The organism is Nonomuraea sp. NPDC049684 (assembly GCF_044465345.1).
Classification (GTDB): domain Bacteria; phylum Actinomycetota; class Actinomycetes; order Streptosporangiales; family Streptosporangiaceae; genus Nonomuraea.
This window is the reverse complement of record NZ_JBITLO010000017.1, coordinates 163,420-186,899: the sequence shown is the minus strand read 5'-3', so window position 1 is coordinate 186,899 and position 23,480 is coordinate 163,420. Positions and strand designations below refer to the sequence as shown.

At 67.8% G+C, this 23,480-nt stretch carries 23 protein-coding genes and 1 tRNA gene; 11 read left to right on the top strand and 13 right to left on the bottom strand.

Annotation, left to right across the window (positions count from 1 at the left end; genetic code table 11):
• The first annotated feature begins 58 nt into the window (after positions 1-58).
• Entirely contained in the window at positions 59-388 is a 330-nt protein-coding gene (locus ACIBST_RS40305) for a CU044_2847 family protein (RefSeq protein ID WP_397178789.1), read from the top strand.
• A 24-nt stretch (positions 389-412) separates the two neighbouring features.
• Here the strand turns inward: ACIBST_RS40305 and ACIBST_RS40300 are convergent, their stop codons facing one another.
• Entirely contained in the window at positions 413-802 is a 390-nt protein-coding gene (locus ACIBST_RS40300; RefSeq protein WP_397178788.1) for a YybH family protein, read from the bottom strand.
• Positions 803-873: 71 nt separating this feature from the next.
• On the bottom strand, positions 874-1,449 hold the full coding sequence (locus ACIBST_RS40295) for a TetR/AcrR family transcriptional regulator (protein WP_397178787.1): 576 nt from the start codon (positions 1,447-1,449) through the stop codon (positions 874-876).
• Between the two features lie 88 nt (positions 1,450-1,537).
• Between ACIBST_RS40295 and ACIBST_RS40290 the strand changes: the two genes are divergently transcribed.
• Positions 1,538-1,909, top strand: a complete 372-nt coding sequence (locus ACIBST_RS40290; protein WP_397178786.1) for a DUF4267 domain-containing protein — start codon at positions 1,538-1,540, stop codon at positions 1,907-1,909.
• 16 nt (positions 1,910-1,925) lie between these two features.
• Here ACIBST_RS40290 and ACIBST_RS40285 read toward each other — a convergent pair whose 3' ends face one another.
• Together ACIBST_RS40285 and ACIBST_RS40280 are read right to left on the bottom strand one after the other, a co-directional pair.
• Positions 1,926-3,188, bottom strand: a complete 1,263-nt coding sequence (locus ACIBST_RS40285) for an MFS transporter (protein WP_397178785.1) — start codon at positions 3,186-3,188, stop codon at positions 1,926-1,928.
• 153 nt (positions 3,189-3,341) lie between these two features.
• On the bottom strand, positions 3,342-3,662 hold the full coding sequence (locus tag ACIBST_RS40280) for a hypothetical protein (RefSeq protein WP_397178784.1): 321 nt from the start codon (positions 3,660-3,662) through the stop codon (positions 3,342-3,344).
• 734 nt (positions 3,663-4,396) lie between these two features.
• Between ACIBST_RS40280 and ACIBST_RS40275 the strand changes: the two genes are divergently transcribed.
• Positions 4,397-5,002, top strand: a complete 606-nt coding sequence (locus ACIBST_RS40275) for an NYN domain-containing protein (protein WP_397178783.1) — start codon at positions 4,397-4,399, stop codon at positions 5,000-5,002.
• A 251-nt stretch (positions 5,003-5,253) separates the two neighbouring features.
• Here the strand turns inward: ACIBST_RS40275 and ACIBST_RS40270 are convergent.
• The 9 genes from ACIBST_RS40270 to dnaA all read right to left on the bottom strand — a co-directional run bounded on the left by ACIBST_RS40270 (position 5,254) and on the right by dnaA (position 16,958).
• Positions 5,254-5,327: transfer RNA gene (locus ACIBST_RS40270), tRNA-Ile, on the bottom strand.
• Between the two features lie 135 nt (positions 5,328-5,462).
• Positions 5,463-6,113, bottom strand: coding sequence for a DUF3566 domain-containing protein (locus ACIBST_RS40265; RefSeq protein ID WP_397178782.1), 651 nt, complete (start codon positions 6,111-6,113; stop codon positions 5,463-5,465).
• Between the two features lie 3 nt (positions 6,114-6,116).
• Complete coding sequence (gene gyrA / locus ACIBST_RS40260) at positions 6,117-8,615, bottom strand: DNA gyrase subunit A (protein ID WP_397178781.1); 2,499 nt, start codon at positions 8,613-8,615, stop codon at positions 6,117-6,119.
• A gap of 15 nt (positions 8,616-8,630) precedes the next feature.
• Positions 8,631-10,553, bottom strand: a complete 1,923-nt coding sequence (gyrB, locus tag ACIBST_RS40255; RefSeq protein WP_397178814.1) for a DNA topoisomerase (ATP-hydrolyzing) subunit B — start codon at positions 10,551-10,553, stop codon at positions 8,631-8,633.
• A 323-nt stretch (positions 10,554-10,876) separates the two neighbouring features.
• Positions 10,877-11,377, bottom strand: coding sequence for a DUF721 domain-containing protein (locus ACIBST_RS40250; protein ID WP_397178780.1), 501 nt, complete (start codon positions 11,375-11,377; stop codon positions 10,877-10,879).
• On the bottom strand, positions 11,367-12,599 hold the full coding sequence (gene recF, locus ACIBST_RS40245) for a DNA replication/repair protein RecF (RefSeq protein WP_397178779.1): 1,233 nt from the start codon (positions 12,597-12,599) through the stop codon (positions 11,367-11,369). Before recF ends, ACIBST_RS40250 begins: the two co-directional genes overlap by 11 nt.
• A 122-nt stretch (positions 12,600-12,721) precedes the next feature.
• Positions 12,722-13,663 carry a phosphogluconate dehydrogenase (NAD(+)-dependent, decarboxylating) gene (gnd, locus tag ACIBST_RS40240; RefSeq protein WP_397178778.1) on the bottom strand — a complete coding sequence of 314 codons (942 nt, stop codon included), beginning with the start codon at positions 13,661-13,663 and terminating at the stop codon, positions 12,722-12,724.
• Between the two features lie 49 nt (positions 13,664-13,712).
• A complete protein-coding gene (dnaN, locus tag ACIBST_RS40235) occupies positions 13,713-14,852 on the bottom strand; it encodes a DNA polymerase III subunit beta (protein WP_352324554.1) in 1,140 nt (379 codons plus the stop codon).
• A 525-nt stretch (positions 14,853-15,377) separates the two neighbouring features.
• The gene (dnaA, locus tag ACIBST_RS40230) at positions 15,378-16,958 is read right to left on the bottom strand and encodes a chromosomal replication initiator protein DnaA (protein ID WP_397178777.1); all 1,581 of its coding nucleotides are present in this window, start codon (positions 16,956-16,958) and stop codon (positions 15,378-15,380) included.
• Positions 16,959-17,406: 448 nt separating this feature from the next.
• Here dnaA and rpmH point away from each other — a divergent pair, with 448 nt between their 5' ends.
• The 8 genes from rpmH to ACIBST_RS40190 all read left to right on the top strand — a co-directional run bounded on the left by rpmH (position 17,407) and on the right by ACIBST_RS40190 (position 23,232).
• A complete protein-coding gene (gene rpmH / locus ACIBST_RS40225) occupies positions 17,407-17,544 on the top strand; it encodes a 50S ribosomal protein L34 (protein ID WP_043614899.1) in 138 nt (45 codons plus the stop codon).
• Between the two features lie 62 nt (positions 17,545-17,606).
• On the top strand, positions 17,607-17,969 hold the full coding sequence (gene rnpA, locus ACIBST_RS40220; RefSeq protein ID WP_352362302.1) for a ribonuclease P protein component: 363 nt from the start codon (positions 17,607-17,609) through the stop codon (positions 17,967-17,969).
• Between the two features lie 17 nt (positions 17,970-17,986).
• Entirely contained in the window at positions 17,987-18,244 is a 258-nt protein-coding gene (gene yidD / locus ACIBST_RS40215) for a membrane protein insertion efficiency factor YidD (protein WP_352322972.1), read from the top strand.
• Between the two features lie 4 nt (positions 18,245-18,248).
• Positions 18,249-19,172: a membrane protein insertase YidC gene (gene yidC / locus ACIBST_RS40210; RefSeq protein ID WP_397178776.1), complete on the top strand. Its 924-nt coding sequence runs from the start codon at positions 18,249-18,251 to the stop codon at positions 19,170-19,172.
• Positions 19,173-19,192: 20 nt separating this feature from the next.
• A complete protein-coding gene (locus ACIBST_RS40205; protein WP_397178775.1) occupies positions 19,193-19,681 on the top strand; it encodes a protein jag in 489 nt (162 codons plus the stop codon).
• Between the two features lie 544 nt (positions 19,682-20,225).
• Entirely contained in the window at positions 20,226-20,897 is a 672-nt protein-coding gene (rsmG, locus tag ACIBST_RS40200; RefSeq protein ID WP_397178774.1) for a 16S rRNA (guanine(527)-N(7))-methyltransferase RsmG, read from the top strand.
• 137 nt (positions 20,898-21,034) lie between these two features.
• On the top strand, positions 21,035-22,003 hold the full coding sequence (locus ACIBST_RS40195; protein WP_397178773.1) for a ParA family protein: 969 nt from the start codon (positions 21,035-21,037) through the stop codon (positions 22,001-22,003).
• A 266-nt stretch (positions 22,004-22,269) separates the two neighbouring features.
• Positions 22,270-23,232: a ParB/RepB/Spo0J family partition protein gene (locus ACIBST_RS40190; RefSeq protein WP_397178813.1), complete on the top strand. Its 963-nt coding sequence runs from the start codon at positions 22,270-22,272 to the stop codon at positions 23,230-23,232.
• Positions 23,233-23,480 lie beyond the last annotated feature (248 nt).

The following is a 23,480-nucleotide window of genomic DNA, read 5'->3' as shown; positions in this document are numbered from 1 at the left end:
CTCCGCCGGGCGGGCCCGTCCACCATGCTTGCACCTGTCCCAGGACAGGAGGCCGATCATGCGCTACTTCCTTGAGGTACCCCTCGACGACGGCGGCACCGTGCTCGTGGAGGTCAACGAGCGGCCCGGCGACGAGCCCCTCCCCGCCGGACGGGCCCGCGCAGCCGTCGAACGCATGCCGGAGGCGCTGGGCGCGGGCCTCCAGCGCGTCCAGACCTTCGCCACCGACGTCCTGCGCCGGATGCGGTCCTGCCCGGAGCCGCCCGACGTGGTCGCGGTCGAGTTCGGGATGAAGCTGACCGCCAAGGCCGGAGTGGTCGTCGCCGAATCGACGGGGGAGGCCCACTTCAAGGTCACCGCGGAATGGCGGAAGCCGGAGGGCGGCTGACCCGGCTTTCCGCCAGGGAGCAGGTCACGCCTTGATGGCCGTGCCCTGCGCCGAGACCAGCCGCCAGTTCCCGTCGTGGCCGACGGCGTACACGTGCGTGTACCGGCTGCCGGCGCTGAACGTGCTGCCGTCAGGGTTCGTGAAGTTCATCCCGGTACGCCCCACGACGATCCCGACGTCCCCGATCACCCGCACGATGGCCTCGTCGGGGAACGAGTCGATCTTCGGGAACTGCAGGCTTCCCGACGTCACCAGGTCGAGCAGGACGTCCTTGCCGGCGACCGCGCCGTCCTCGACGCCCACCAGGACGAAGTCGTCCGCCAGCAGGTCCCTCAGCCGGTCGTGGTCGTCGGCCACCAGGGCGTCGAAGAAGCTCTGGTCCAGCTCGACCAGGGTGGTGCGGTGGGTGCTCACGGGCGTCGTCCGTTCTCGTCGATGTGCGGGCAACGAGGGTAAACGCTGACGCCGGTGACAGGGTCAAACCGTCAGGCCGCGAACCGCTTCAGCAGCAGCTCCAGCCTGCGTTCGTGCTGCTCGGCCGGCAGCCGCTTGCCGCGCATGAGCGTGACCAGGCCGTGCAGGGCGGCCCAGTAGGTCTCGGTGAGCAGGGGCAGGTCCTCCCCCTCGCCGGCATGCGGGCGCAGCCCCTCGACCAGCTCGCCGAACGCCGCGTGCAGGGCCGCGGGAGCCTCCGGCGTGGCGAACGGCAGATCGACGTTCTGGCTGAAGATGACGTCGTAGAGCGCCGGACGCCGCTCGGCGAACGCCGTGTAGGCCGCGCCGACGGCCGCGAGCGCGCTGCCGGCGTCCGGAGCCGCGGTACGGGCCGCGCGCAGCTCGTCGGCGAGGATCGCGCACCCCTCCAGGGCCACGGCCGCCATGATCGCGCCCTTGCCCTTGAAGTGGCTGTAGAGCACCGGCTGGCTGTACTCGATGCGCTCGGCCAGCCGCCGCGTCGTCACCGCCTCCCAGCCCTCGGCCTCGGCCAGCTCGCAGGCGGCCGTGATGATCAGCTTCTCGCGTTCCGCACGCTCGCGCTCCCGGCGCGCCTGTATCGACATGCTCCCGATTCTAGCATCGCTAGCGCTTCTGTCATTGTTCTGCTAGCGTCGTCCTCGTTCCTAGCAACGCTAGCTCTTGGAGACGGACATGCTCACCACCATTGCCTACGGCCTGGCCATCGCCCTCAACCTGATGGTCGTGCTCATCGGCGCGCGCTTCCTGTTCGTCCCGATCGCCGCGGCCACCGGTTACGGCGTCCCCGCCAAGCAGGACGGCGACCGGGCCTACCTGACCATCAAGGGGCTGCGCGACGGCACGTACGGGCTGCTCGGCCTGGCCCTGCTGGCCTTCGTCGGCGCCCAGGCCGAAGCCTGGTTCATGCTGATCGTCGCGCTGCTCCCGCTGGGCGACACCCTGATCGTGCTGCGCAACGGCGGCACCAAGGCGGTCGCCTTCGGCGTGCACTTCGCGACCGCCGTCGCCCTCCTGGTCAACGCCGCCCTGCTCTTCGCCGTGTGACCCGGCGATCCCGGAGCTACCCCGCCGTCGCCGTCCGTACGTCCCGCTCGATCTCCCGCCGGGACGTGCGCAGCGGCGAGAACCACATGACCACCGGGCCGGCCAGCATCCCGGCCGAGAACACCACAAGCGTGGCGCGCATGCCGATCCCGCCGGCCAGCGCCCCGGCCAGCACCGCGCCGACCGGCGTGGCGGCCCAGGTGAGCCAGCGGGACGTGGCCGCCAGCCGCCCCTGCATCTCCTTGGGCGTCAGGAGCTGCCGCAGACTGCGCTGGGTGCTCTGGAAGACGAGCGTGACGATGATCATCAACGTCCACGAGACGCCCACCACGAGCTGCCCGGCCAGTCCAGGACCCACCAGCCCGATCGACCCGCTGCACAACGGGTACGCGAAGGCGGCCCCGAGCAGCACGCGCGGCATGCCGTACCGGTCGGTGAGCGGCCCCGCGACCGCCCCTGCCGCCAGCCCGCCGGCCATGCTCACCCCGAACACCAGGCCGGTCGCCAGCCCCGACCAGCCGAGCTCCCGCACGACGTAGTTGACCTCCAGCGCGCTCAGCCCGGCGATGCAGAAGCTGACCGTGGCCATGTAGAGCACCAACGGCCCGATCACCCGATGGCGGACGACGTACCGCAGCCCCTCTCCGATCTGCTCGCGCAGCCGAGGGGCCCGCTCCTTCCGCTCCGGCCTGGCCTCCGGCGACCGGATCAGCGCGAGCGCCAGCGCGCCTCCCAGGTAGGACAGCGCGTCGGCGAGCACCGCCTTGGCCGGCCCGAACAGCGAGATCAACAGCCCGCCGACCGGCTGCCCCGCCATCCCCGCGACCGTGACCGTGCTGGTGAGCTTGGCGTTCCCCGCCATCAACCGCTCAGGCCCGAGCAACGTCAGCGGGTACGTCTGGTAGGCGGGCGTGAAGAACACCTCGCACGTCGCGACCACCAGCGCCACGGCGTAGAGCTGGCCGAGCGTGAGCCCTCCGGCCACGGCCGCCAAGGGGACCGTCCCCATCGCACACCCGGACACCAGGAACATGACGATCATCACCGGCCTCTTGCGCCACCGATCGCTCAGGGCCCCCGCAGGCAACGACGCGAACAACACCGGCAACCGGCGCGCCGCCGTCAGCAGTCCGAGCTCCATCGGCGAGGCGTTCAACATGAGCCCCGCGACCAGGGGTAACGCCAGATAGGAGATCTCGTTCCCGAGGGAACTGGTGGTCTGGCTGCTCCACAGAAGCACGAAATCCCGATGCCGCCACAACGACCCCGCTCCCAACATCCGCGACATTCTGCCACCCCGTTCGACGTGGCCGGCCCGGTTTGGGCCGGTTCGGATCGGGGCCGGTTCGGATCGGGGCCGGTTCGGATCGGGGCCGGTTCGGATCGGGGCCGGTTCGGATCGGGGCCGGTTCGGATCGGGGCCGGTTCGGCGCTAGGTCGCCAGCCAACCGAGGTCCGGCGCCGGGACGTCGAGGACCGTCCCTTCACGGATGTGCCAGCATCGCGCCTGGCCGCGCTCGTCGGTGACCACGAACACTCCCCGCGGACGGTCTCCGTCCTCGTCCACCGGCGGCAGGGCGGCCAGCCGTTCGACCTTGGCCCGGATCTCGTGCAGCGCGCCCTCTCTGACGTCGCCACCGTAGAACAGGTAGAGCGTCCAGTTGAAGGGCTTCCCCGGCCACGCCCACCCGCCGGAGTAGGGGTCGTCGTCCGCGACGATGCGCTCGGCCTCCGGCTTCTGAGCGAACCCCAACTCAATCCACCCTCTGACCGAGACGTACATCCCCATGGGCCAGATCCTACGAACGCTTCGCGAATCACCCCCTTCACCGGAGGGACCAGCACGCACCCTGGCATTGTCCACAGCCGTCGCTGCTAACTTTCCGGCGGCTGCCAAAGAAGAATGGCCCATCTGGCCCCCTTGGGCGCCTCGACCTTGACGCTACGGACGGCCACGGGGTCGGGGACCACGCTGACGCGCACACCCCCAGGCTCGGCATTGCACTGATGAGGAAGCTGCGATCCGTCTACGCGGACGATCATCGTCCCGCTCGCCCCCAAGCAGTCGACCTCCAGACGAAACGATTTCCCCATGCTGAGTTTCGTGGTCCAGCGGTGCGTCTGCCCGTCCCCTTCGACATGATGAAGCAACACCTTGCCCTTGGCGCTTCTCGAAAGCAAGACGATCCGACCGGCCCTCGTAGGCGGTGGGGACGTCCACCCGGGCTCGGCCGCCGTCTCCCTGGAGCTCAGGTTCCGTGCATGCGGACGGCACGCCGCAACATCACGCTTGGCCTGGTGAAATTCGGCCTTGCTGTAATGCGGCGATAATCCGGACCCGCTTCGTAGCCCGCTGGGCGGTAATTAGGCATCCAACGTATTGCTATCACGGACGGTTGTAATGCGTACGCGGTTGAACCGGCCGCCCGCGGGGGCCCTGGGCCGGGTGCCGTACATCTCAATCACCGGAACGAGGGGCAAGCGACCATGGCGACCTCATATGGAGCGGCCGAGACCGTCCTGAACAGCGACAGCAGATGGATCGCCTACGTCGACGCGGCCAATCTGTACTACGGGATCTGCGAAAGTGCGGGCGCCGCCTACTGGCGGGTGGACGTCGTCAGAATGTGCGACCAGCTACTGAAGGCGTACAACGGCAAGCTGGCCAAGGTGAAGTACTTCACCACCGCGCTGAGCGGCAGGGCCGGGGTGGATCAGAAGCAGTTCGAACAGGACACCATCCGCGTCTACGGCAAGCAGTTCCAGCCGTTCATGGGGAAGACCAAGTACGACGACAAGACCGGCAGCTTCAAGGAGAAGCAGGTCGACGTTCGACTGGCGGCTCACCTGGTCGGCGACCTGTGCACCAAGGCGTGCGAGGCGGCACTGGTGGTGAGCTCTGACTCCGACCTGGCCGCGGCGATCGGCGAGGCCAGGTACTACGCGCCGGGCAGGACCATCGTGGCGGCTCACCCCGACGGCGTGCTTTCCGGCGCCTACACCGATCTCGTCAACGAGGCCATCCCGATCGACGCCGGCATGTACAAGAACGCCGCCCGCCTGGACGTGACACTCACGAAATACCGCAAGTAGGAAGCGGATTCGCGCTTCCGCCGTTCCGCCCGAGACGAGCAGGCCCTCAGCCGGGTGCGGTGGTAGACGACCGGGGATCGGGTGATGGGCCGGCCGGCGGATCGTCCGACCCACCGTCCTTGGACCTCACCCGAAATCCCCACGCCGAGCGCCGCCGCGCCCCCAGCTGGTGTCGATGCGAATTCTGCGCCAAACGCTCAAAAGGCCGTCTCCCGATCTCCGGGAAACGGCCTCTGCATTGAGAGAAACTGTGGGGCTACCAGGACTTGAACCTGGGACCTCTTCCTTATCAGGGAAGCGCTCTAACCGTCTGAGCTATAGCCCCGCGCACACCGAACGGTATCGCATTCGCCTCTGGGAGGCGAACCAGTTGTTCGGACGAGAAAAGCTTACCGTGTCCGACGGGCTGCTCGTGCCGTACCAGCCACCCCGGTACGGCACGAGCCCCCGCCCGAACCTGTTATTCGGCCTCGCTGAACGTCACCTCAACGCCCCCGACCAGGTCGGAAGCGATGTTGTAGATGACCGCGCCCAGCGTGGACAGAGCGGTGATCAGCACCACGTTCACGGCGCCGATCAGCGCGGTGTACCCGAGGATGCGCACCGGCTCGAACCACGAGGCGATGTTGATCGGGATCGAGCTCTGTCCCTGCTCACCCTTGCCGAGCTGGTTGACCAGGTCGACGAGTGAGTCGAACACCCCCAAGGCCGACAGCACGCCGTACAGGACGGCCACTGCCACGAAGAGCACCACGAAGCAGACCAGGGACACCACGAAGCTGAACTTCATGGCCGACCACGGCTCGATGCGGCGCAGCACCAGGTGTGCCTTGCGGGGCAGCCTGGACCCCGCGTTGTTCGACGACTTCTTCTTGGGCATCTCGACGGGCGGAGGCGCCTCGCTGGTGAGCGACGGACGGATGCGCACCGTCTCGTTGCCCTCCGCCTGCGGCTCGTCCTTGGAGCGGGGCTGAGCGGCGGCGCCCTTCGCGGGCGTCCTGTCCTGCTCGCCGTCGACCGAATGGAAGATTTCCGGCTCAGTGGACTTCTTCGGCTGCTGTCCGTTACCCGACGCCGCCTGGGCTCTGGCGGTGCCACCCTGGGCGCTCATGATTTACTCTCCTCCCCCGTCTTCCTCATTCTCCACCGGAGTCTCCATCGACTCCGCGTTCCGGGCGAGGGCAACCACGCTGTCGCCTTCGGCGAGGTTCATCAATCGCACTCCCATGGTCTGGCGGCCGGACTGCTTGATCTCGCCGGCACTCGTCCGGATCACCCCGCCGGCAGACGTGATCGCGAAGACCTCGTCCTCTGGGTTGACCATGACGGCTCCGACCAGCTTGCCACGGGAACTCACGATTTTCGCAGTCAGCACGCCCCTACCGCCACGTCCTTGAACTGGATACTGCTCCACTGGCGTCCGTTTTGCGTACCCAGCCTTCGTGGCGATAAGCACATCTTGACCGTCGGCGATCCGATTCATGGCGAGAAGTTCGTCTCCTTCGAGGAACCTCATGCCGATGACACCGCTGGTCGCGCGGCCCATGGGCCGCAGCGCCTCGTCGGAGGCGGTGAACCTGATCGACTGCGCGCCCTTGGAGACGAGCAGCAGATCGTCGGTCTCGGAGACCAGGCGGGCGCCGATGACCTCGTCGTCCTCGCGCAGGTTGATCGCGATCAGACCGCCGGACCTGGGGGAGTCGTACTCGGACAGGCGCGTCTTCTTGACCAGGCCGCTGCGCGTGGCGAGCACCAGGTAGGGGGCGACGTCGTAGTCGCGGAGGTCGAGAACTTCCATGACTGTTTCGTCGGGCTGCATGGCCAAAAGGTTCGCGAGATGCATGCCACGGGCGTCACGTCCGGCATCAGGCAGCTCGTACGCCTTGACCCGGTACACCCGGCCCTTGTTCGTGAAGAACAGCAGCCAGTGGTGCGTCGTGGTGACGAAGAAGTGGTCGACGATGTCGTCCTGGCGCAGCTGGGCGCCGCGGACGCCCTTGCCGCCCCGCTTCTGCGCCCGGTAGAGGTCGGTACGGGTGCGCTTGGCATAACCGCCGCGGGTGATCGTGACGACGATCTCCTCCTCGGCGATGAGGTCCTCGATCGACATGTCGCCGTCGTAGGCGATGATCTCGGTCTTGCGCTCGTCGCCGTAGCGGTTGACGACCTCGGCCAGCTCGTCGCCGATGATCTCGCGCTGGCGGGCCTCGCTGGCCAGGATCGAGTTGTACTCGGCGATCTGGGTCATCAGGGCGTCGTACTCGTCCTGGATGGCCTGCCGCTCCAGGGCGGCCAGCTTGCGCAGCTGCATGTCCAGGATGGCCTGCGCCTGGACCTCGTCGATCTCCAGGAGCCCCATGAGGCCCTGCTGGGCGTGCGAGGCCGACTCCGAGGCCCGGATGAGGGCGATGACGTCGTCGAGCCGCTCAAGGGCCCTCAGCAGCCCGCGCAGGATGTGCGCGCGCTCCTCGGCCTTGCGCAGCAGGTAACGCGTCCGGCGGACGATTACCTCGACCTGGTGGGCCACGTAGTGCCGGATGAACTGGTCGAGCCGCAGCGTGCGCGGCACGCCGTCGACCAGTGCCAGCATGTTGGCGCCGAAGGTGTCCTGGAGCTGGGTGTGCTTGTACAGGTTGTTGAGCACGACCTTGGCGACCGCGTCGCGCTTGAGCACGATCACCAGGCGCTGCCCGACCCGCGAGGAGCTCTCGTCGCGTACGTCGGCGATGCCCGTGAGCTTGCCCTCGCGGACCAGCTCGGCGATCTTCAGCGCCAGGTTGTCCGGGTTGACCTGGTACGGCAGCTCGGTGACGACGAGCGCCTGCCGGCCCTTGTCCTCCTCGACCTCGACCACGGCGCGCATGGTGATCGAGCCGCGCCCGGTGCGGTACGCGTCCTCGATGCCCCGGCGTCCGACGATCAGCGCCTTGGTCGGGAAGTCGGGCCCCTTGACCAGCCTGATCGAGGCTTCGAGCAGCTCCTCGTCGTCGGCCTCGGGGTTCTCCAGGTACCACCGGACGGCGGCCGAGACCTCGCGCAGGTTGTGCGGCGGGATGTTGGTGGCCATGCCGACCGCGATGCCGCCCGAGCCGTTGACCAGCAGCTGCGGGAAGCGTGCCGGCAGGACGTCGGGCTCCTGCGACTTGCCGTCGTAGTTCGGGCGGAAGTCGACGGTGTCCTTGTCGATGTCGCGCAGCATCTCCATGGCGATGGGCGCGAGCTTGCACTCGGTGTACCGCATCGCGGCCGCCGGGTCGTTGCCCGGCGAGCCGAAGTTGCCCTGCCCGTCGACCAGGGGATAGCGCAGCGACCACGGCTGGGCCAGACGGACCAGCGCGTCGTAGATCGAGGTGTCGCCGTGGGGGTGGTAGGTGCCCATCACGTCGCCGACGACGCGGGCGCACTTGAAGTAGCCGCGGTCGGGACGGTAGCCACCGTCGTACATCGCGTAGAGCACCCGCCGGTGCACCGGCTTGAGACCGTCGCGCACGTCGGGCAGCGCCCTGGACACGATGACGGACATCGCGTAGTCCATGTAACTGCGCTGCATCTCGGACTGGATGTCCACCGGTTCGATGCGGTCAGCCGGGGGAGTGGTGTTCACGTCCGTCACAGGTTTAGGTCCTTCTTAAACGTCGAGGAAGCGAACGTCGCGCGCGTTGCGGATGATGAAGTCGCGCCGCGCCTCGACGTCCTCGCCCATGAGCACGCTGAACAGGTCGTCGGCCTGGGCCGCGTCGTCGAGCGTGACCAGGCGCAGCAGTCGCGTCGCCGGGTTCATGGTGGTCTCCCAGAGCTGGCCGGCGTTCATCTCGCCGAGGCCCTTGAACCGCTGGACGTTGTCCCGCGGGCGCGGGTCTGCCTTGCCCTGCGCGATGCCGTCGTTGATGACCGCGTCGCGCTCGGCGTCGGAGTAGGCGTAGGAGGCGTCCTCGCCCTTCCGGTCCCACTTGATCTTGTAGAGCGGCGGGCAGGACAGGTAGACATGCCCGGCCTCGATCAGCGGCCGCATGAACCTGAACAGCAGCGTCAGCAGCAGGGTGTTGATGTGCTGGCCGTCGACGTCGGCGTCGGCCATCAGGATCACCTTGTGGTAACGCAGCTTGGCGATGTCGAACTCGTCGTGCACGCCCGTGCCCAGGGCGGTGATGAGCGCCTGGACCTCGTTGTTCTTCAGGACCTTGTCGATCCGCGCCTTCTCGACGTTGAGGATCTTGCCGCGGATGGGCAGGATCGCCTGGAAGCGCGAGTCGCGGCCGCCCTTGGCCGAGCCGCCGGCCGAGTCGCCCTCGACGATGAACAGCTCGCACTTCTCCGGGTCGTTCCACTGGCAGTCGGCCAGCTTGCCGGGAAGGCCGCTGCCGGACTCCAGGAGCGACTTGCGCCGGGTCAGGTCGCGGGCCTGGCGGGCCGCTATGCGGGCGCGGCTGGCCTGCAGCGACTTGTTGATGATGTCCTTGGCCTCGCCGGGGTTGCGCTCGAACCAGTCGCGCAGGTGGTCGTTGCAGGCCTTCTGCACGAACGACTTGGCCTCGGTGTTGCCCAGCTTGGTCTTGGTCTGGCCCTCGAACTGCGGGTCGGACAGCTTGACCGAGATGATCGCGGTCAGCCCCTCGCGGACGTCCTCGCCGGAGAGGTTGTCGTCCTTGCCCTCCTTGAGGAACTTCTGCTCGCGCGCGTAGCGGTTGACGATGGTCGTCAGCGCCGCACGGAAGCCCTCCTCGTGGGTGCCGCCCTCGGCGGTGTTGATCGTGTTGGCGAAGGTGTACACCGACTCCGCGTAGGAGTTGTTCCACTGCATCGCGATCTCCACCGCGATGCCGTCGCCCTCCTCCTCGAAGGCGACGATCGACGCGTGCGCCGGCTCCTTCTTGGCGTTGAGGTGCTTGACGAAGTCGGCCAGACCGCCCTCGTAGTGGTATTCGACCGTGCGGGGCTCGCCGTTGACGTGGTCGGGACGCTCGTCGGCGAGCGTGATCGTCAGGCCCTTGTTGAGGAAGGCCATCTCCTGGAAGCGGCGCGAGAGCGTCTCGTAGTTCCAGGTGGTGGTCTCGAAGATCTCGGGATCGGGCCAGAACGTGATCGTGGTGCCGGTCTCGTCGGTCTCCTCGCCCCTGGCCAGCGGGGCCAGCGCCTTGGAGTTGACGAGGTTCAGCCGCCAGTAGTGGCCGTTCTGCTTGACCTCGACGTCCATGGCGGTGGACAGCGCGTTGACGACGGCCGAGCCGACGCCGTGCAGGCCGCCGGAGACCGCGTAGGACTGGCTGTCGAACTTGCCGCCCGCGTGGAGCGTGGTCAGCACGACCTCGACGGCCGAGCGCTTCTCCACAGGGTGGATGCCCGTGGGGATGCCGCGGCCGTTGTCGACCACGCGCACGCCGCCGTCGGCCAGCAGCGTGATGTCGATCCTGGTGGCGAAACCGGCCAGCGCCTCGTCCACCGCGTTGTCCACGATCTCGTAGACGAGGTGGTGCAGGCCGCGCTCACCGGTGGAGCCGATATACATACCCGGGCGTTTGCGAACCGCCTCAAGTCCTTCGAGTACGGTGATTGAGCTAGCGTCGTAGGACAACTGCGAAATCCTCCTGCCGCGGACACGCGGCGGGGGAGGCCGTCAACTTCATGCTGCCCCTACCGTGCCCGTCACCGTCGTGAGTGCCCCGATGCGCGGTCACCCGGGGGAGTCGGCTTGCTGCCGGGGTGACACGCAAGCGGACGTGTCCGGAATCCTTTTTCATTCTACCGCTTCCCGGAGCCCGTGGTGGCAATACACGCGCCTGTGATGCGCCCTAGCTCGATTTGCCCCCCACTCAAGCATCCCCCCTTCGGAAAGGGGGCTTATCGCGTCTGCGGCGGTCTGATCGCCCCCGGCGCCTAACCATAGGTGTCGCCGGGCCCCCTGCTTCCGGTCACCCGCAAACCCCCTGTGGGGCGGGGCGCGTTCTGCGGCCCCCTGACCTTGACCTTTGTCACGGAACCGTCACCCAGCTCCTCGTTGAGCCTGCGGATGAGGGTGCGCGCGAGCAGCCTGACCTGCGTCGCCCAGGCCGTGGAATCGGCCGCGATGAGCACCTCGCCGTCGTCGAAGGACTCCGGCCGGGTGTGGGCGGCCAGGTCGGGGCCGACGATCTCCTTCCACCGGCCGAACACCGCGCCGACGGCCGCCGAGCGCTCCCAGCCGCGGTCGGCCAGCAGGTCGGCGATGGCCCGGCCGAAGAGCTGGGGATCGCCGGCCTCCCTGCGCGGGCCGGCCTTGCGCCTGGGCTCGCGGCGCGGGAGCTGGCCGCGCTTGGCCGCGTCGGCCTTGGCCTGCGCGAGCTTCTCCCTCGCCATGGCGGCCCCCCTGGCCGCCGCGTTGTGCTGCTCATCGGACACGGGTCACGCTCCCCTCAGCGACGTCGAAACGGGCCCCCGCCAGCTCCTTCGGCACGTCGTCTGGCACGGCGGCGGTGATCAGCACCTGTTCGGCCGGCGCGACGATCTCGGCCAGCCTGCGCCGGCGCTGGCTGTCGAGCTCGGCGAACACGTCGTCGAGGATCAGCACCGGGTCGCCGCCGTCGGCCCGCAGCAGGTCGTAGGCGGCCAGCCGCAGCGCCAGCGCGAACGACCACGACTCGCCGTGGCTGGCGTAGCCGCGGGCGGGCAGGTCGCCGAGGCCCAGGATCAGGTCGTCGCGGTGTGGGCCGACGAGGGTGACGCCCCGTTCCAGCTCGGCCTGGCGGACCTCCGACAGCCGGTCACGGAGCTGCTGTTCAAGGGTTTTCCCCAAGTCTGTGGATAACGTCTGCGCCTCGGGAGATCCCCGCTCACCGGCGACTTCGTCCTCCGCGCCGTCCCCACCTGTGGACAACGTGCTGCGGTAGGCCAGCGTCGCGGGGGCGCTCGTGGGGGCCAGCGCGGCGTAGGCCCCGGCCACCAGCGGACGCAGCGCCTCGATGAGCTCCAGCCGCGCCCGCAACAGCTCCGCGCCGTGCCTGGCGAGGTGGGCGTCCCACACCTCCAGCGTGCTCAGGACGTCGCCGGCGCCCGCGGCGGCGAACGCGGTGTCACTCTCGGCCCGCCGGGCGCTCCTGCTGCCCCTGCGGGCCTGCGCGGCCGTGCGCAGCAGGGCGCCGCGCTGCTTCAGCACCCGGTCGTAGTCGGCTCGGACCCCGGCGAACCTCGGGGCCCTGGCCACGAGCAGGTCGTCGAGGAATCGGCGGCGCTCCGACGGGTCGCCCTTGGACAGCGCCAGGTCCTCCGGCGCGAACAGCACCGTGCGCAGCAGCCCGATGACGTCGCGCGGCCTGGACACGGGGGAGCGGTTGAGCCGCGCCCGGTTGGCCTTCCCCGGGTTGATCTCCAGCTCCACCAGCGCCCGCCGGTCGTCCCTGTGGACGGCGCAGCGCACGATGGCCCGCGCGGCCCCCTGCCGCACCAGCGGCGCGTCGTTGGCCACGCGGTGGCTGGAGTGCGTCGCGACGTAGCCGAGGGCCTCGACCAGGTTGGTCTTGCCCTGGCCGTTGGGCCCGACGAGAGCCGTGACGCCCGGTTCCAGACCGAGCTCCACGGACGCGTAGGACCTGAAGTCGGTCAGCGAGAGGTGGGCGACATGCACCCCACGAAGGTTAGTCCGCCGCGGGGGCCGCCCGTGTCACCGGCGTGCCGTCCTGTGGAAAACCCCGGGCTTCCCCGGACGGCCTGTGGACCACGCGGCCGGACCGAGCCGGCTGGGCCGGGCTATTCGGCTTCGCGCGGCGGGGTCACGTCGGCGCCGGGCGAGTCGGCGCCCTTGCCGGTGCTGCCCTCGGTCGAGGTGATCGCGTGGCCGCCGAACTGGTTGCGCAGCGCGGCGACGACCTTCATCGCGGGGGAGTCGTCCTGGCGCGAGGCGAACCGCGCGTAGAGGGCGGCGGTGATCACCGGCAGCGGCACGGCGTGGTCGACGGCCGCCTGGACCGTCCAGCGGCCCTCACCGGAGTCCTGGGCGTAACCGCGGAGCTGGTCGAGGTGCTCGTCGTCGTCGAGCGCCCGGACCATCAGGTCGAGCAGCCAGGAGCGGATGACGGTGCCGGTGCGCCAGCTGCTGAAGGAGCCCCTGACGTCCTTGACGACGTCGGACGCCTCCAGAAGCTCCCAGCCCTCCGCGAACGCCTGCATCATGCCGTACTCGATGCCGTTGTGGACCATCTTCGCGAAGTGGCCGGCACCGACGTCACCGGCGTGGACGAAGCCGTCCTCGCCCTCGGGCTTGAGCGTCTCGAAGATCGGCATGAGCCGCTCGACGTCGGCCTGCTCGCCGCCGCACATGAGGGCGTAGCCGTTCTGGAGCCCCCACACGCCGCCGCTCACGCCGCAGTCGACGAAGCCGATGCCCTTCTCGCGCAGCTCGGCGGCGTGCTTCTGGTCGTCCACATAGTGTGAATTGCCGCCGTCGACGACGATGTCGCCCTCGTCGAGCAGCTCGCCGAGCTCGTCGATCGTCTGCTGGGTGGGCTTGCCCGCGGGAACCATGACCCACACCGCGCGCGGCGCGGACAGCCGTCCGACCAGCTCCTTCAAGCTGGCCACGTCGCTGATGCCGGGGTCGCGGTCGTAACCGACCACCTCATGGCCGCCGCGGCGCAGCCGCTCGGCCATGTTGCCGCCCATCTTGCCCAGTCCCACCATGCCGATCTGCATGACGCTCCTCTACCCCCTTGTCAGGCTTCCATCATCCCCGATGACGGGATCAGCCCGACAGGCGGATGGGCATGATCAGGTAACGGTAGTCCGTACCTGCGCCTTCGTCCACAGGCTTGCCCCCTGTGAGGATGGCGGGTTTGGTCGAGGTCGTCATCTGCAGGCGCGCCACGTCGGAGTCGATCGCGCCGAGCCCCTCCAGCAGGAACTGGTGGTTGAAGGCGATGTTCATCTCCTCGCCCTCGTAATCCACAGGCAGTGCCTCGACGGCCTGCGCCTCGTCGCCGCTGCCGGCCTCCAGCACGACCTCGCCGCTCCTGAACGCCAGGCGGACGGGGGTGTTGCGCTCGGCGACCAGGGCCACGCGCTTGACCGCCTCGACGAACGGGCCTGTGGACAGGTCGGCGCGCGCGGAGAACTCCGTGGGCAGCAGCGAGCGGTACTTGGGGAACTCGGGGTCGAGCAGCCGCGTCGTGGTGCGCCGGCCCGCGCTGGAGAAGCCGATCATGCCCTCGCCGGTGCCTCCGGCCGAGCTGAGCGCGATCTCCACCTCGGCGCCGGTGGTGCCGAGGGCCTTGGCGGTGTCGGCGAGCGTCTTGCCGGGGATCATCGCGATCGCGGCGAAGTCGGGCTGGCCGGGCTGCCACTTGAGCTCGCGCACGGCGAGCCTGTAGCGGTCGGTGGCGGCCAGGGTGACGGTGTCGCCCTCGATCTCCATGCGCACGCCCGTGAGCATCGGCAGCGTGTCGTCCCGGCCCGCCGCGACGGCGACCTGGCTGACGGCGGAGGCGAACACGTCGCTGCCCACCCGTCCGGCGGCCGGCGGCATGGCCGGCAGCGACGGGTAGTCCTCCACAGGCATGGTCAGCAGGGTGAACCGCGCGCTGCCGCACGTGACGACGGCCTTGGCGCCTTCCACCACGAAGTCCACAGGCTGTGCGGGAAGCGCGCGCGTGATCTCGGCGAGCAGCTTGCCCGAGACCAGGACGACGCCCGCCTCACCGGTGTGGAGTTCGAGCGTGACCTCGGCGGAGACCTCGTAGTCGAACCCCGACAGCTTGAGCTGCTGGCCCTCGGTCACCTCCAGGCGCATGCCGGCGAGCACGGGCACCGACGGGCGCGCCGGGAGACTGCGTGCCGTCCATGCCACCGCCTCAGCGAGGACGTCTCGCTCGATTCGGAACATCACGGTGATCAGCCTCCTGGGTTCGTCGTTGATTCAAGTGTTCACTCTCCCGCACCGCGGTTCGGGGAGAACCCCTCTATGGGTCTTTGATTTTCTTAGTAAGAGAGATAAGAGGTCATCACACTAGGGGCTGTGGGAACTGTGGACAACTGATGTCCTCGCAGCTCAGCGCCCCTGTTTTCATCCACCGAGGGTGTGGGTGACGCCTGGGGGAAACTTCGCCGCCTGGGGATGAAGTTTCGTTGCCCACAGGCCGTCCCCAGATCATGGGGTGTTCATCCACCGGTTATCCACGAGGTTTCCACAGGTTGTCCACGGGGTAAGAGGGGGCCTTCTGGAGTCCCAGATCGACTGTTCACAGGCCGTCCACACGTTATCCACGAGTCATCCCCAGGTTCTCCTCAGGATGTCCCCAGATTCGTCCCCAGCCCTTGTGGGTGGATTTTTCCCGGCATTGGTGGTCGTACCGACGCGCCGATTTTGCGTTTCCGCTGGTCCACAGTGTTTTCCACAGGCTGTGTACGAGCATCAAGATCCACGCTTGCTCTGTTTGATACGCATTGTCAGCTCGTTGACCTGGTTGTACATCGACCTGCGCTCGGCGATGAGCGACCGGATCTTGCGCTCGGCGTGCATCACGGTGGTGTGGTCGCGGCCGCCGAACTGCTGGCCGATCTTCGGCAGCGACAGCTCGGTCAGCTCGCGCGCCAGGTACATGGCGATCTGCCGGGCGTTGACGAGCGCGCGGCTGCGCGAGGTGCCGCACAGGTCTTCGATGCTGATGCCGAAGTAGTTGGCGGTCTCGGTCATGATGGCCGCGATCGTGATCTCGGTGTCGGACTCCGAGGTGATCAGGTCCTTCAGCACGACCTCGGCGAGCTGCAGGTCCACACCCTGCCTGTTGAGGCTGGCGAACGCGGTCACCCTGATCAGGGCGCCCTCCAGCTCGCGGATGTTGGTGGAGATCCGGCTCGCGATGTACTCCAGCACCTCGGGCGGCGCGGCCAGGCCCTCCTGGATGGCCTTCTTCCGCAGGATCGCGATGCGGGTCTCCAGCTCGGGCGGCTGGACGTCGGTGATCAGGCCCCACTCGAACCGGTTGCGCAGCCGGTCCTCCAGCGTGATGAGCTGCTTGGGCGCGCGGTCGCTGGAGATGACGATCTGCTTGTTGGCGTTGTGCAGGGTGTTGAAGGTGTGGAAGAACTCCTCCTGCGTCTGCTCCTTGCCCTCCAGGAACTGGATGTCGTCCACAAGCAGGATGTCGATCGCCCGGTAGCGGCCGCGGAAGCCGTCGGCCTTGTGGTCGCGGATGCTGTTGATGAAGTCGTTGGTGAACTCCTCCGAGCTCACGTACCTCACCCGGGCGCCGTCGTACAGGCTCTGCGCGTAATGCCCGATCGCGTGCAGCAGGTGGGTCTTCCCCAGGCCGGAGTCGCCGTAAATGAAGAGCGGGTTGTACGCCTTCGCGGGGGATTCGGCCACCGCCACGGCCGCGGCGTGCGCGAACCGGTTGCTGGCGCCGATGACGAATGTCTCAAATGTGTACTTCTGGTTGAGCCGGGCCGGCTCGCTGGGCTTGTTGCTCTTCGCTTCCCAGCGATTCGGCGCCGGCTCCGGCGCTTTCTCCACAGGCGGTGTGTACGGCTGCACCTGTTCAAAAGAGAACGAAGGCTGTGGATATTCGGTGGACGCCGGAGGCTGCTCGGGCTGTGGAGAATAGAACTGCGGAGGCTCGGATGCCTGGTAGTGCTGGGGTTGCACCGGCTGTGTGTAACGCGGCTGGCTATCCACACTCTGGGGATAAGGCACATTCACAGGCTGTTGATGGGTGTCTGGCAAAGGCTGTTCTGGAGCCGTGGTGTCGATCATCACGGCCAGCCGCATCGTCATCCCCAGTTCCTGGGACAGCGCGTGGGCCACCAGCGGGCGCAACTTGCCCTCGATGAGGTCCTTGAGGAAGTCGTTGGGGACGCCGAGCACGATCGTGTCGTCCGCGAGGGCGATCGGACGGACCATCGACAGCCAGGTGCGCTGCTGGATGGGCACGTTCTCGTTGAGGAAGTTGCCCAGGGCCCTCGCCCATACCGTGCCGAGGTCGACACCACTCATGGTGCGGCTCCCCTCCTTCCTCTCGCGGCCCCCCGCGATCGTTTATCCACATGACCGTGGTCGCCCCGAGCGGTCGGCGACCCCTTCGTCCACAGCGTGGCGGCAGGGCTTCGTACCCAGGTCCTCCACAGGAGATCCACAGGCTGTGCACGGTGTTTCCGGTGGTCCAGAAGGGCCGACAGTATCCATGTGCACAGCTGTGTTCAAGACGTTGTCCACAGCGTAGTGGCACCTGGATGCACAAACTGTGGACGTGGGCCCGGCGGTGGAAAAGTCGCCTGTGGATCAGTGGATAACCCGTTCGGTTTGACCTGAGACGCCGTTGGCCCGTAACGTACGACGGTCGGCTTGCCACGCGACGGCTATTTCGCGTGCCCTCGCTCCCACGGCAGGCCAGCCATGTGTGTATAAGCGCCCCTGGGCGCACCTTCAAGCCTGGAGCCCACCCGTGAGCAAGCGTACTTTCCAGCCGAACAACCGTCGCCGCGCGAAGACCCACGGCTTCCGGCTGCGGATGCGCACCCGGGCCGGTCGCGCCATCCTCGCCGCCCGTCGCCGTAAGGGCCGCGAGAAGCTGTCGGCCTGATCGACCCGCGCCCGAAGTCTGGCCCGTCGGTGTACCTCGCCGACGGGCGTTAGGCGTATACGGTGCTGTCCCGTCAATCCCGCATGCGGCGCGGGGACGAATTCGAAGCGGCGGTCCGGCGCGGCAAGCGCGCCGGACGCCCCACTTTGGTGGTGCATCTCAACCTTTCTGGGGAAGAGACACCTCTGGTTGGTTTCGTGGTGAGCAAGGCCGTTGGTGGCGCGGTGACCCGGAACAAGGTCAAACGACGGCTCCGACACCTGATGCGCGACCGTCTCGACCGGCTGCCGCGAGGTAGCCTGCTGGTGGTACGCGCCAATCCACCGGCCGCGTCCGCGTGCGTCGAGCAACTGGCCGCCGATCTCGACGCCGCGCTGGATCGTTTGCTGAGGCGGCGCGAGTCCTCGACGGGTGGACACAGATGACGGAGCAGCCGCAAGGGATGCCGGGCCTCGCCGCCCGGGCGCTGATCATCCCCATTCGGTTCTACCGGGCCTTCATCAGCCCGATGCTCGGTCCACGCTGCCGGTTCTACCCGTCGTGCAGCGCGTATGGGCTCGAGGCGATTGCCGTACATGGGGCATTGCGCGGCACATGGCTGACTGTCCGGCGCATCGGGCGGTGCCACCCATTCCATCCCGGAGGTATAGACCCGGTGCCCCCACGCCCGGTCCGGTCCCACGAAACGCAAGGGAGCTAGCTCGGTGGAGCTGTCCTGGCTCAATTGGCTGTACACGGCCGTCGCCCAAGTCATCACCTGGATCCACCAGGTCTACAGCACTTTCCTCGACCCCAACAGCGGGTTGACCTGGGCGCTGACCATCGTCACGCTGACCGTCTGCATGCGGATCCTCATCTTCCCGCTGTTCCTCAAGCAGATGCGGTCGTCGCGGAAGATGCAGGAGCTGGCACCGAAGGTCCAGGAGCTCCGCAAGCGCTACAAGAACGACAAGCAGCGCATGAACCAAGAGGTCATGGCGCTGTACCAGGGCGCGGGCGCCAACCCCCTCGGTGGCTGCCTCCCCGTCGTGGCGCAGTTCCCGATCTTCATCTCGATGTTCACCGTGCTGCGGGCCATCGCCGCCGACCAGGCCAAGTTCGGCATGTCGCAGGAGCTGGTCGACAGCGCCAAGCACGCGCTGATCATCAACGCCCCCCTGCCCGCCACGTTCTTCGAGGCGCCGGACATCGCCCAGAAGGTCGTCATCGGCTTCTTCGTGGCGATCAGCTCGCTGACCACGTTCCTCACCGTCCGGCAGAGCGTGACCCGCTCGATGGCGCAGATGCCGGACAACCCCATGGCGCAGCAGCAGAAGATCCTGATGTACATCTCGCCGCTGTTCGCCTTCTTCAGCCTCAACTTCCCGCTGGGCCTGATCCTCTACTGGGTCACCACCAACCTGTGGACGCTGGGCCAGCAGCACTGGTTCTACAGCCGGCACCCGATGCCGCAGTTTGACGCCAAGGGCAACGCCATCCCCGTGACGCCCAAGCCCGGCCTTGTGGCCAAGATGCGCAAGACCACCCCGGCAGAGGAAGCCCCTCCCGCCGCTCCGGAGCCTAAGATCATTAGGCAGCAGCCCAGCCGCCAGTCCCGCAGCAAGCGCACCGGCAGCAAGAAGTCTTGAACACGAAGGAGAGGCCGGCCATGACCGAGGCCGAGCAGGAGAAGGCTCCTGATCTCAACGCGCTTGAGCAGGAAGGCGAGATCGCTGCCGACTACGTCGAGGGCCTTCTCGACATCGCCGACATCGACGGCGACATCGACATGGACGTCGAGGGCGACCGTGCCATGGTCTCCGTCGTGGGGCTCAAGGGCAACGAGCTGGTGGGCCCCGCGGGCGAGGTCCTGGAGGCGCTGCAGGAGCTGACCCGGCTGGCCGTCCACCGGCAGACCGGGGAGCGGTCGCGGCTCATGCTCGACGTCGCCGGCTACCGCGAGCGGCGCCGGGCCGAGCTGAGCAAGCTCGGCACCGAGATCGCCAACCAGGTCAAGGAGAAGGGTGAGCCGAAGGCGCTGCACCCGATGACTCCGTTCGAGCGGAAGATCGTCCACGACGCGGTGGCGGCCGCCGGGCTGCGCAGCGAGTCCGAGGGTGAGGAGCCGCAGCGGTACGTGGTGGTCCTTCCCGCCTGAAACGTGCATGGTGAGCCGGTTCGGCCGTCTGTCGGCGCTTGGGTGCGCTGATGGGCGGCCGTTTCCGTGTCTATAGCTGTACGTACGGGATGCGGGGGTTGTGTGGCCTTCTAGCGGGATTGCTGGCTTGCCTCCGTGTTTGTGCGGATCGATCCCTGTTCTTGTTGTGGGGGAGTTGTTCGGGGCTTTCGTGCGCTGGCGTTCTGGCTTGACGCTGTTGGTGGGGGAGTGAGCGGGTTTGTGCGCTTGCCTTGGTGTTCCTCCCGAAAAGTGTCCCTAAGTGCTTCTTTCGGGTTATATGCGCTTCATGTCGTTTGTAGGGGATCTGGTGTCGAGGGTGGATCGGGAGAGGTACGCGGCGGCGTGCTCGACCGTCACCCACATGCCAGCCCGCTAGTCTTCCAGTGTGATCTCACATCTAGCCTTGGGTGGACACCGCCCCTAGAACGTCGAGACACCCACCGTCGAACGCCCACCGGCATCACCGCCGAGCAGGCAACCTGAGTACGAACACCACCTGAGACCGAGAAAGGGCCAGCATCCAGTGAGCGAAGAGCTTCCGGCGCCGCCGGACATAGCGCGGGACGTCTTCGCCGGGGAGGCATGGGACCGCGCGAACGCGTTCGCCGCGATGCTGGCGGGCCCGGGCGTCGTCCGGGGACTGCTGGGGCCGCGTGAGGTGCCGCGGATCTGGGATCGCCACCTGCTCAACTGCGCCGTGGTCGCCGAGGCCGTGCCGCAGGACGTGCGGCTGGTGGACATCGGCTCGGGGGCGGGGCTGCCGGGGCTGGTGCTGGCCATCGTCCGCCAGGACATCGAGGTCACGCTGCTGGAGCCGTTGCTTCGCCGTACGGTGTTCCTGGAGGAGTGCGTCGAGGCGCTCAAACTGGACAACGTCGAGGTGCTGCGCGGGCGGGCCGAGGATCTGGCGGGGGAGCGGGAGTTCGACGTCGCCAGCGCTCGGGCGGTCGCACCGCTCGACCGGCTGCTGAAATGGGCCATGCCTCTTCTGCATGAGGGCGGCGAGCTGATAGCCATGAAGGGCGAGCGCGCCGCCGGCGAGCTGGCCGAGGCCGAGTCCCAATTGCGGGCCTGCGGGGCCCGAACGGCCGAGCTTGTGACCGTCGGGCACGGTAAGGTCGAGCCGCCTGCAACATTGGTTCGGGTGGTAGCGGGTCGCGCGCCGGAGAGAGCCAGGCGGCGACGAAGGAGGTGACGGTTGTGCCAGTCGCGTCTTGCGGTCTTGGCTGGCCGGACAGCCATCTGTCCGAGAGCCCAACCGGGGTTGGATGGCCCGAAATGGGCGTGTCGCAACAGCAAATTCCCGGCACCGGCACACCACTGGTTGAAAGGATGGCCAACGTGACCCAGACCCCCCTGAACCCCGGTGATTCGCCGTTGGTACGAGAGGCGCTCAGTTCAGTGGTTTCACGTGAAACACCTGCCACCACCCAACCGGCCGCCACCCAGCCAGCCGCCGAGCAGCCGGCCGCCACCCAGCGGGGTGGCACCGGTGGTGACGGCGACAACTCCTGGCCTCGGCCGGCGAAGTGCAGAGTGATCGCGGTGGCCAACCAGAAGGGCGGCGTCGGCAAGACCACCACGTCGGTGAACATCGCCGCGGCCCTGTCGATGCACGGCCAGCGCGTCCTCGTGGTGGACCTCGACCCGCAGGGCAACGCCTCGACGGCCCTGGCCACCGAGCATCGCGGTGACGTACCGGATGTCTACCAGGTGCTCGTCGACGATCTGCCCATGGTGGAGATCGTCAAGCAGGTCCCCGAGATGCCGAACCTCTACTGCGCGCCCGCCACGATCGACCTGGCCGGCGCCGAGATCGAGCTCGTCTCGCTGGTGGCGCGGGAGGCCCGGCTCCGGCGGGCGCTGGCGGCGTACGAGGCGGAGTTCGACTACATCGTCATCGACTGCCCGCCGTCCCTCGGCCTGCTGACGGTCAATGCCCTGGTCGCGGCGGAGGAGGTCATGATCCCGATTCAGTGCGAGTACTACGCGCTGGAGGGGCTGGGACAGCTCCTCAGGAACGTCGACCTCATCAAGGCGCACCTGAACCCGGCTCTGCGGCTCTCCACGATCGTCCTCACGATGTACGACGGGCGTACCCGGCTGGCTTCGCAGGTCGCCGACGAGGTGCGGTCGCACTTCGGGGAGACGGTGCTGAAGACGGTCATCCCGCGTAGTGTCCGGCTCTCGGAGGCGCCCAGCTATGGGCAGTCGGTCATGACGTACGATCCGGGGTCGAGCGGGGCGATGGCGTACATGGACGCGGCCCGGGAGATCGCCCACCGCGCCACCGTGGCCTGACCTCCGGTCGCTCGCTGGTCTTTCGTGGGTACGGCTTGAGGGCGTAGCTGCCATGCCCGTGCCCCGGTGTGTCTGCGCCGGGTTGGTGCGGTGGACGTCGGCGGTGGGTGGTCTCGTCCGGCGTGGGTCGTGAGTTGGGGCAGATTTGTAACCGTGTCGGCGTAAATCCCACAGGACTGTGTGTGGCGTGGGGGCACCCCGCTGGGCCCGCACCGGTAACCTCTCCTGGAGTGACCGGAATCGACCGGCTGGATGAGGAGACGCAGTTGAGTCAGCAGCGGCGGGGATTGGGCAAGGGACTCGGGGCGCTCATCCCGACCGGACCCATCGTTGACGGCCCGGGTACGGCGCCCGCTCCCTCGAACGGTTCCACGGTCGAGGCAGGCCCGATGCCGATCGCCGGTGCGTACTTCAAAGAGGTCGCGCTGAGCGCGATCGTGCCCAACCCTCGTCAGCCGCGTGATGTGTTCGACGACGAGCGTCTCAAGGAGCTTGCCGACTCCATTCGCGAGGTCGGCCTTCTGCAGCCCATCGTGGTGCGTTCCGTGGGTGGCGGCCAGTACGAACTGATCATGGGGGAGCGGCGCTGGCGGGCGTGCCAGCAGGTCGGTCTCGACCCGGTGCCGGCGATCGTCCGGAACACCCAGGACACCGACCTCCTCCGGGACGCGCTCATCGAGAACCTCCAGCGCGAGCAGCTGAACGCGCTGGAAGAGGCTGCGGCCTACCAGCAGTTGCTGGACGACTTCCAGGCGACCCACGAGCAGCTGGCCACCAAGGTCGGGCGCTCTCGGTCCCACATCACCAACACGCTCCGGCTGCTGAACCTCCCGCCGGAGGTTCAGTCCCGCGTGGCCGCCGGCATCATCAGCGCCGGGCACGCTCGCGCCCTGCTCGGGCTGAGCAGTGCGGAGGAGCAGGTCGAGTTGGCCAAGCGCATCGTGGCGGAGCTGCTGTCCGTGCGGGCGGTGGAGGAGATCGTCGCCATGGGCAGCGCGAAGGCCGCTCAGAAGGCGCCGCGTGAGCGGCAGGCGCCCAAGCCTACGGCTCCTGGCCTGACCCATCTGGCGGACCGGCTCTCCGACCACTTCGAGACGAAGGTCAAGGTCGACTTGGGGCGGCGTAAGGGGCGGATCGTCGTGGAGTTCGCGACGATCGACGACCTTGAGCGCATCATCGGGACGATGGCGCCTGAGGCGGCACGGGCGATGCGAGAGCGCGAGGACTGACCTCGCCTGTTTCACGTGAAACCACTCGCTGTTTCACGTGAAACCCCATTCCTCGGGACTCCTCTCCTTTCCCGTCTTCTCTTCTCCTCTCCACTTCGGTTCCTTTCTCTTCTTGGTTCGCCTGTATCCGGTCTTGCTGCGTCTTGTGAGAAGCGGTGGCAGGGCTGCGTCGTGGGTGTGGCATGCCGGGCGAGCGTGATTGCTTATTGGGCTAGAGCCTTGGGGCCTTCTCCGAGCGCTCTCCGCTC

Coding starts and splice junctions, on each gene's coding strand:
- ACIBST_RS40195 (WP_397178773.1), top strand. CDS start 21,035: ATGGCCAACGTGACCCAGACCCCCCTGAACCCCGGTGATTCGCCGTTG.
- ACIBST_RS40305 (WP_397178789.1), top strand. CDS start 59: ATGCGCTACTTCCTTGAGGTACCCCTCGACGACGGCGGCACCGTGCTC.
- yidD (WP_352322972.1), top strand. CDS start 17,987: ATGCCGGGCCTCGCCGCCCGGGCGCTGATCATCCCCATTCGGTTCTAC.
- ACIBST_RS40295 (WP_397178787.1), bottom strand. CDS start 1,449: ATGTCGATACAGGCGCGCCGGGAGCGCGAGCGTGCGGAACGCGAGAAG.
- ACIBST_RS40275 (WP_397178783.1), top strand. CDS start 4,397: ATGGCGACCTCATATGGAGCGGCCGAGACCGTCCTGAACAGCGACAGC.
- ACIBST_RS40285 (WP_397178785.1), bottom strand. CDS start 3,188: ATGTTGGGAGCGGGGTCGTTGTGGCGGCATCGGGATTTCGTGCTTCTG.
- ACIBST_RS40290 (WP_397178786.1), top strand. CDS start 1,538: ATGCTCACCACCATTGCCTACGGCCTGGCCATCGCCCTCAACCTGATG.
- ACIBST_RS40265 (WP_397178782.1), bottom strand. CDS start 6,113: ATGAGCGCCCAGGGTGGCACCGCCAGAGCCCAGGCGGCGTCGGGTAAC.
- ACIBST_RS40205 (WP_397178775.1), top strand. CDS start 19,193: ATGACCGAGGCCGAGCAGGAGAAGGCTCCTGATCTCAACGCGCTTGAG.
- dnaA (WP_397178777.1), bottom strand. CDS start 16,958: ATGAGTGGTGTCGACCTCGGCACGGTATGGGCGAGGGCCCTGGGCAAC.
- gnd (WP_397178778.1), bottom strand. CDS start 13,663: ATGCAGATCGGCATGGTGGGACTGGGCAAGATGGGCGGCAACATGGCC.